At 41.9% G+C, this 6,003-nt stretch carries 4 protein-coding genes; all 4 read right to left on the bottom strand.

Annotation, left to right across the window (positions count from 1 at the left end; translation table 11 throughout):
* Positions 1-26: 26 nt before the first annotated feature.
* A complete protein-coding gene (locus tag ACRD64_RS24370) occupies positions 27-737 on the bottom strand; it encodes a sialate O-acetylesterase (RefSeq protein ID WP_430937088.1) in 711 nt (236 codons plus the stop codon).
* A 32-nt stretch (positions 738-769) separates the two neighbouring features.
* Positions 770-2,263 (bottom strand): sulfatase-like hydrolase/transferase, encoded by a 1,494-nt coding sequence (locus ACRD64_RS24365; RefSeq protein WP_430937086.1) that lies wholly within the window; start codon positions 2,261-2,263, stop codon positions 770-772.
* Between the two features lie 221 nt (positions 2,264-2,484).
* Positions 2,485-4,083: a sulfatase family protein gene (locus ACRD64_RS24360; protein WP_430937084.1), complete on the bottom strand. Its 1,599-nt coding sequence runs from the start codon at positions 4,081-4,083 to the stop codon at positions 2,485-2,487.
* Positions 4,073-5,545 carry a sulfatase family protein gene (locus ACRD64_RS24355; protein ID WP_430937082.1) on the bottom strand — a complete coding sequence of 491 codons (1,473 nt, stop codon included), beginning with the start codon at positions 5,543-5,545 and terminating at the stop codon, positions 4,073-4,075. Before ACRD64_RS24355 ends, ACRD64_RS24360 begins: the two co-directional genes overlap by 11 nt.
* Between the last annotated feature and the right edge of the window lie 458 nt (positions 5,546-6,003).

Raw genomic sequence — 6,003 nt, 5'->3', positions numbered from 1 at the left:
TGGCATCCAATCGGAGAAGCAGATTTCTATTTATTCATAACTAATTTAATCGCCTTCTCGGCAAAACGTTCCCCCATTACCTTATATCCGTCTACCGACATGTGCAAGTCATTATTAATTTCTATTCCTTTGTTGTTTAAGCCATCGTTTAAATCGTCGGTGTTTATCCATTCGAAACGAGCATCCGATTCGGCTACTTTTACCTGAATATCCCGAATCATCGTCCAGTGTTGATACTTCTCATTCAACATATCGTAATCGCTTAAACGGCCAATTACAAAGTTTATGTCATTGCGTTTCAAATTGGTGCTTAATTGCTCGTACAATCCCTGCAAGCTGGCTTCGTACACTTCGCCGTGTTTTTCTTTGGCATCGCGTTCTCCCTGCATCCAAATAAAAGTTACGCTTGCTACTTTCTCATTTTCGATGGCCGCAAAAACTTTTACCATCAATGAATCGTACAAATCGGGATTGGCTTTTGGTTCCAGGCCATCTTTTGGTTTCCAATCACGATACCAGCGCCGTATCGGTTGGCCACCCAAGGCATCTTTTACGACAATACAGTTCTCTGCCCCAAATTCAGCTTCAATAGCCGGAGTAAAAGTATCGTCGGGATTTAAACGGGCCATATTCGATTGCCCGGAAAGGATAAAAAAGTGTTTGCCCGGTTGTTTTGGTGCACACGAAGCAAGTGCTGTTATCAATAAAATATTTAAAACAAATAACTTAAAATTCATTGTACGTTTCTTTTAATAATTCGGAATTAATTCTATTTCTCATTTCCCCGGTAATGCGGACTCCCTTTCAGCCACTCGTAATCTTTGTACTGGTATTCATCCTTATTGCCCTCTCCTTTTGGAAGGTTCTCCCATGAAGGTGGCAGGCTGTATTGGTCCAGTTCTTTCCATCGCCCTAACATTTGTTGTGCGCGTTCCGGTTGGCTTTGGGATAAATCGTTTGTTTCAGCCAAGTCTTCTTTCAGATTAAACAGTTGCACCTTTTCTTTTTGCACAATCAGCTTATAATCACCTACACGGAGAATTCCGCTTTGTTCCTTGTAATTACGGCCAATACGCCAGAAAAGCTCTTCGTGTGGAGCATCTTTCGACTGACCGGTAAAATACGGAGTGATATCAGCACCGTCCAAATTTGTTTTTGATAAGTTGCCACCGGCAAGAGCCACCGACGTGGCGCCTATATCAAGCGTAGTAACCGGAGCATCCAAAACAGTGCCTGGTTCAATATGTCCCGGCCAACTCACCACGAAAGGTACACGCAGGCCGCCCTCGTAGCTGGACCATTTGGCACCACGCAGCGGCCGATTATCGCTGGTGCGTTTCATTCCTCCATTATCGCTTAAAAACCATACAATGGTATTTTCTGCTAGATTCAGGCGCTGAAGTGTTTCGGTCAACGCTCCCACCCCCTTGTCAAATTCGTAGGTCATGGCTGCATAGATGGAACGAATATCTGGTTTGACGCCGGGAATTTGGGTCATGTCTTCCGGTGAAAACAGAGCCATGGTTTCTTCCGGTGCCTCCATATACTCATGAGGCGCATTGTACGACATGAACAGAAAAAACGGTTTATCCTTATGCTTTTCTATAAAAGTAACGCCAAGGTCTGTTAATTCATGGGTTAAATACTGGTCCCACTCAATAGGCTCATCATTATGTATCATGGGCATGGTATGGTGCATATCGCGCATACCCCAGGGTTTGGGCGTAGCAGTGTATTTGCCGTTGTACGATGGGTGGTCCATCGGAAAATACAGGTGGCCACCGCTAAGAAATCCATACCAATGGTCGTAACCCATTTTGTTGGGATGCTGGTGAGGAGCTGTTCCCATGTGCCATTTGCCAACACCGCCGGTAACATAACCCTGCTCTTGCATGTAAGATGCCACAGTTTTAACAGTAGCGGGAAGTCCTTGTCTTTCATCCAATGGTGCGCCGGGATTGCCGTACCATCCAAAGGAAGACTGTATGCGCCCGGTAATAAATCCGGCGCGCGAAGGACCGCACATGGGGCCGGTAACATACCCCGATGAAAATACAGCTCCGTTCTCAGCCAGTTTATCGATATGTGGCGTTGGAATATCCTTGCATCCATTGTAGCCCACATCGGCATACCCCAGATCGTCGGCCATAATAACAACCACATTAGGAGGGATAGACAGTTTTGTATTTTTTGCACAACTACTACCTATTAGAGATAGAAAAATGGCAGATAACAATATAAATCCTACGAGATTTTTTATCATGTTTTTAAAATTAGATAAAAGGCTCATTGATTAGAGATAATATCGACTTGATAACTATTGCTGTCAAACTAAGATTTTTTATTAGGTATTATGAATCTCTTCACTTGATGAATATCCACATAATAAAGACTGCTCATGACTCATTTTAATCTTTATTGTCCAATGGCCTTTGACGTACCTCCAGACCTAGTAAGACAATAAAAAACTCAATTACAATTCGGTTATCTTCTTCTTTGATTTCTTTCTGCTTTAGTCATATAAGTATCTAATATGGCTTTCATTTCCTCAACAACCTTGGGATACAGCTTATAAAGGTTTGTGGTCTGTTCTACATCTTCTTCCAAGTTATAAAGTTGTGCCGGAGGTGCATTTTGTTTTATTTTTCCATTCTCAATGTCACTATTTTCCTTTCCAGAAAGGGTAACGGCATAAGGACCACCGATGGCATGCGGATTTTTTTTGTTATAACTAAAACCGCCACTTCCCTGTGCATCTATATACATCCATTTCCCTTTCCGAACAGCCAGATTTTTGCCTTGACGCGGTGCAAGAATCAAATGATCTCTATCTAACTCGGCTTCTACATCTAAAAGGGCAGGTAAAATATTTATGCCGTCCATCACGTTATTATCCTCTAATTGTTGAGCTGTTAGAGCGGCAAAGGTTGATAACATATCTACATTACAAATTAATTCGTCTGACACACTATTGGCTTTAATCTTTTCAGGCCATCGGGCAATAAAAGGTACTCGGTGTCCACCTTCCCAAGCCCCAAACTTATAGCCTAATAAATCACCATTTTTATAGTGTCCTGCTTCCAATGCTATTTTACTGGCCTCATTTAACATCCCTCCATTATCACTTGTAAACACAACCAGCGTATTATCCCTTAGGTTATTTACTTCCAGGTATTTCATTAGTTCCCCAACCATCCAGTCGAGTTCGTGAATAAAATCGCCATACAAACCACACTGGCTTGTTCCTTTAAACTTAGGATTTGGCGTATATGGATGATGAACATTGGTGGTAGAAAAATAAAGAAAGAAAGGTTTTTCCTTATTCTTATCTATCCATTTAACCGCCTTTTCTGTGAGCAAAGTCCCGGTACGCTCATCATCATAAAGTTTATGTGCTTCCAAAGCCCCTGAGAATTTATTCGGTGTTTTACGACCTGCTTCTTCTGGAAAAGTAGGGGTAGGAGAAACAGGCTGCCCATTATAAACAATTGGATCTTTAGGGTCCCATCCTACAATCCTATCATTTTCGACATACACATAAGGACTGCCACTATTAACATTGGGTACCCCAAAATAATAATCGAAACCTACTGCCAGAGGTCCTATTTTTAGGGGCTTGCTAAAGTCGTTTTTCTCCAATCCAAAACCCAAATGCCACTTTCCAATACAAGCGGTAGCATAGTTCTTATTTTTAAATACTTTTCCAATGGTATTTTGGGTTGTATCGATAATCAGACTGGCATCTGTAGGGAGTGGCCCCCAAGTACCATATCCATTTTTAGCCCGAAGGGGGTATTGTCCGGTTAGCAATGCATAACGCGAAGGTGTACAAACGGCTGATGCCGAATGCGCATCGGTAAACATCATACCTTCACTGGCAAGTTTGTCAATATTAGGAGTCTGAACTTTAGTTGCCCCGTAACAACCTACATCGCCGTAGCCTAAATCATCTACAAAGATAAAGACAACGTTGGGGTTTTCTTGTGCCATCAATCCAATATAGTTAACGCAACAAAAAAGAATAATGATGCATCTTAAACTGGATTTCACTTTCTGTTTCAATTTCATATCTTTATTGTTCATTTTCCTGAATATTTTCAAAAGGGGGCACTCTTTGGTCACTTCCAATTACATTAACATCCCCAAGTTCTGCCCGTACCCTATCGGCTTCTTCCAGTAATTCTTCAACTATTTCGGGATGTTGTTTCGAAACATTTTGCAACTCGCCCATATCAGTATCAAGGTTGAACAGTAGTGTTTTTGTCAAGGCTTCCAAACCTTTGCACGAGATGTTTTTCAAGTAGTTGCCACTAAATGGTTTTTCTTTCGTTTTCTGAGACCAGAAAGGCTGATCTTCCAATGTACGTGGCAAATGTAGTTTCCATGGGCCTTTTCGTACAGCCTGTAAGTTCATTCCGTTGTAATAATAGTAGTATTCCTGCGTTGGTTCTCCTTTCCCAGCTTCAAGAATTGGTAGAATATCTCCTCCATCATAAATGCGGTCCTTAGGCATTTCAGCACCTGCCAGCGCTGCGATAGTCGGAAACAAATCCATCGATGAAAGCCTGGTATTACAATCTCCTTCAGCAATTTTCCCACGCCAACGGAAGATGGCAGGAATACGGAAACCGCCTTCCATTGTACAGTATTTACCACCATTAAGCGGTCCGGCAGAACCCCCAAAATGACAAATGGCCGGTCCATTGTCGGAAAGAAAGATAACCATCGTGTTTTTGGCCATTTTCAGTTTATCCAAAGCATCCATAACCTTTCCTACATAATGGTCTAACTCTTGCACATAATCGCCATACAAACTTCCTTTGGATGTACCTTTAAACCCATCACTAGGTAAAATGGGCGAATGTACCGCATTATGTGCCAGATAAAGGAAGAAAGGCTCGTCTTTATTTTCGGTCATAAACCGTATGGCTCGTTTGGTGTATTTCTCCATCAACGTTTCAAAAACAACATCCTCTTCTACCATCTCTTTTCCTTCGTACAGATGGCGGTAGGCTGGGGCGTGCGTTACCCAATTCGACTCAATGCCATAAAATTCATCAAAGCCCCTATCGGTGGGATGAAAACCATCATCAAGTCCCAAGTGCCATTTCCCGATGCACATGGTTGCATACGCTTGTTCTTTCAACAGACTAGCTATTGTAGTCTCATCGGGATGCAGACCTTTAAATTCGTATTGTAAGGTTTTACTTTGTGTGCCCGGAAAGCCGGGCTGACCGCAACGCATGGGATAACGCCCTGTCATCAGTGCGGCACGTGATGGCCCGCATACCGGAGCCGCTACATGAAAATCGGTACAACGCAATCCGTCGCTGGCTATTTTATCGATGTTTGGGGTTTTCACATCTTGTGCCCCATAGCAGCTTAAATCGCCATAACCCATATCATCGACGAATATGAGGAGGATGTTGGGTTTGTTATTATTATTGAGGTTGGATAAAGGTTGGATATGATTTTGTCCAAGCGCATCAGGAAAGTAAAGAAGGCATATAATAGGAAAAAATAATATTAGTTCAATTCGTTTCATAAGGTTATTTATTTTCTTTATGCAAAGAAACTGTTTTTAGACCATTTCAATTATCAATATTTTATCAAAAATTACCAATTATTAAACAAATTAGGAATGTTTGCCGGATAGATTATTTCATGGGTTATTGTTTCTGCTGTCGCAACAAAATAGCCCCGGACCCTCAAACACTGTCCTTAAAACGCTTTTTTTCACTGGCTCAGACTCGCATAATTTGTTTATACAGTAGCTTCTTCCACTATATATTCAAACCCCTTGCAACCGTTTTCCCCATCGGAAGATATAGCTTCAACCCGGATTATACCTTAGAACTTCGTCGTGAACATTGAAAGTGCCATAAAACAAGGCTTTACTGAAACGAGGCATAACTTGTCCCGATTGCTTTCCATAGCCGTTAACTTAAGGGAACCTATTGGTACAAAAACACATACACAGACGGACTTCCCCAATGAGGAAGT

The organism is Saccharicrinis sp. 156 (assembly GCF_050589685.1).
Taxonomy (GTDB): Bacteria; Bacteroidota; Bacteroidia; order Bacteroidales; family Marinilabiliaceae; genus Saccharicrinis.
The sequence above is the reverse complement of the archived record's forward strand: the minus strand, read 5'-3'. Positions and strand labels throughout refer to the sequence as shown.

Coding starts and splice junctions, on each gene's coding strand:
- ACRD64_RS24370 (WP_430937088.1), bottom strand. CDS start 737: ATGAATTTTAAGTTATTTGTTTTAAATATTTTATTGATAACAGCACTT.
- ACRD64_RS24365 (WP_430937086.1), bottom strand. CDS start 2,263: ATGATAAAAAATCTCGTAGGATTTATATTGTTATCTGCCATTTTTCTA.
- ACRD64_RS24360 (WP_430937084.1), bottom strand. CDS start 4,083: ATGAACAATAAAGATATGAAATTGAAACAGAAAGTGAAATCCAGTTTA.
- ACRD64_RS24355 (WP_430937082.1), bottom strand. CDS start 5,545: ATGAAACGAATTGAACTAATATTATTTTTTCCTATTATATGCCTTCTT.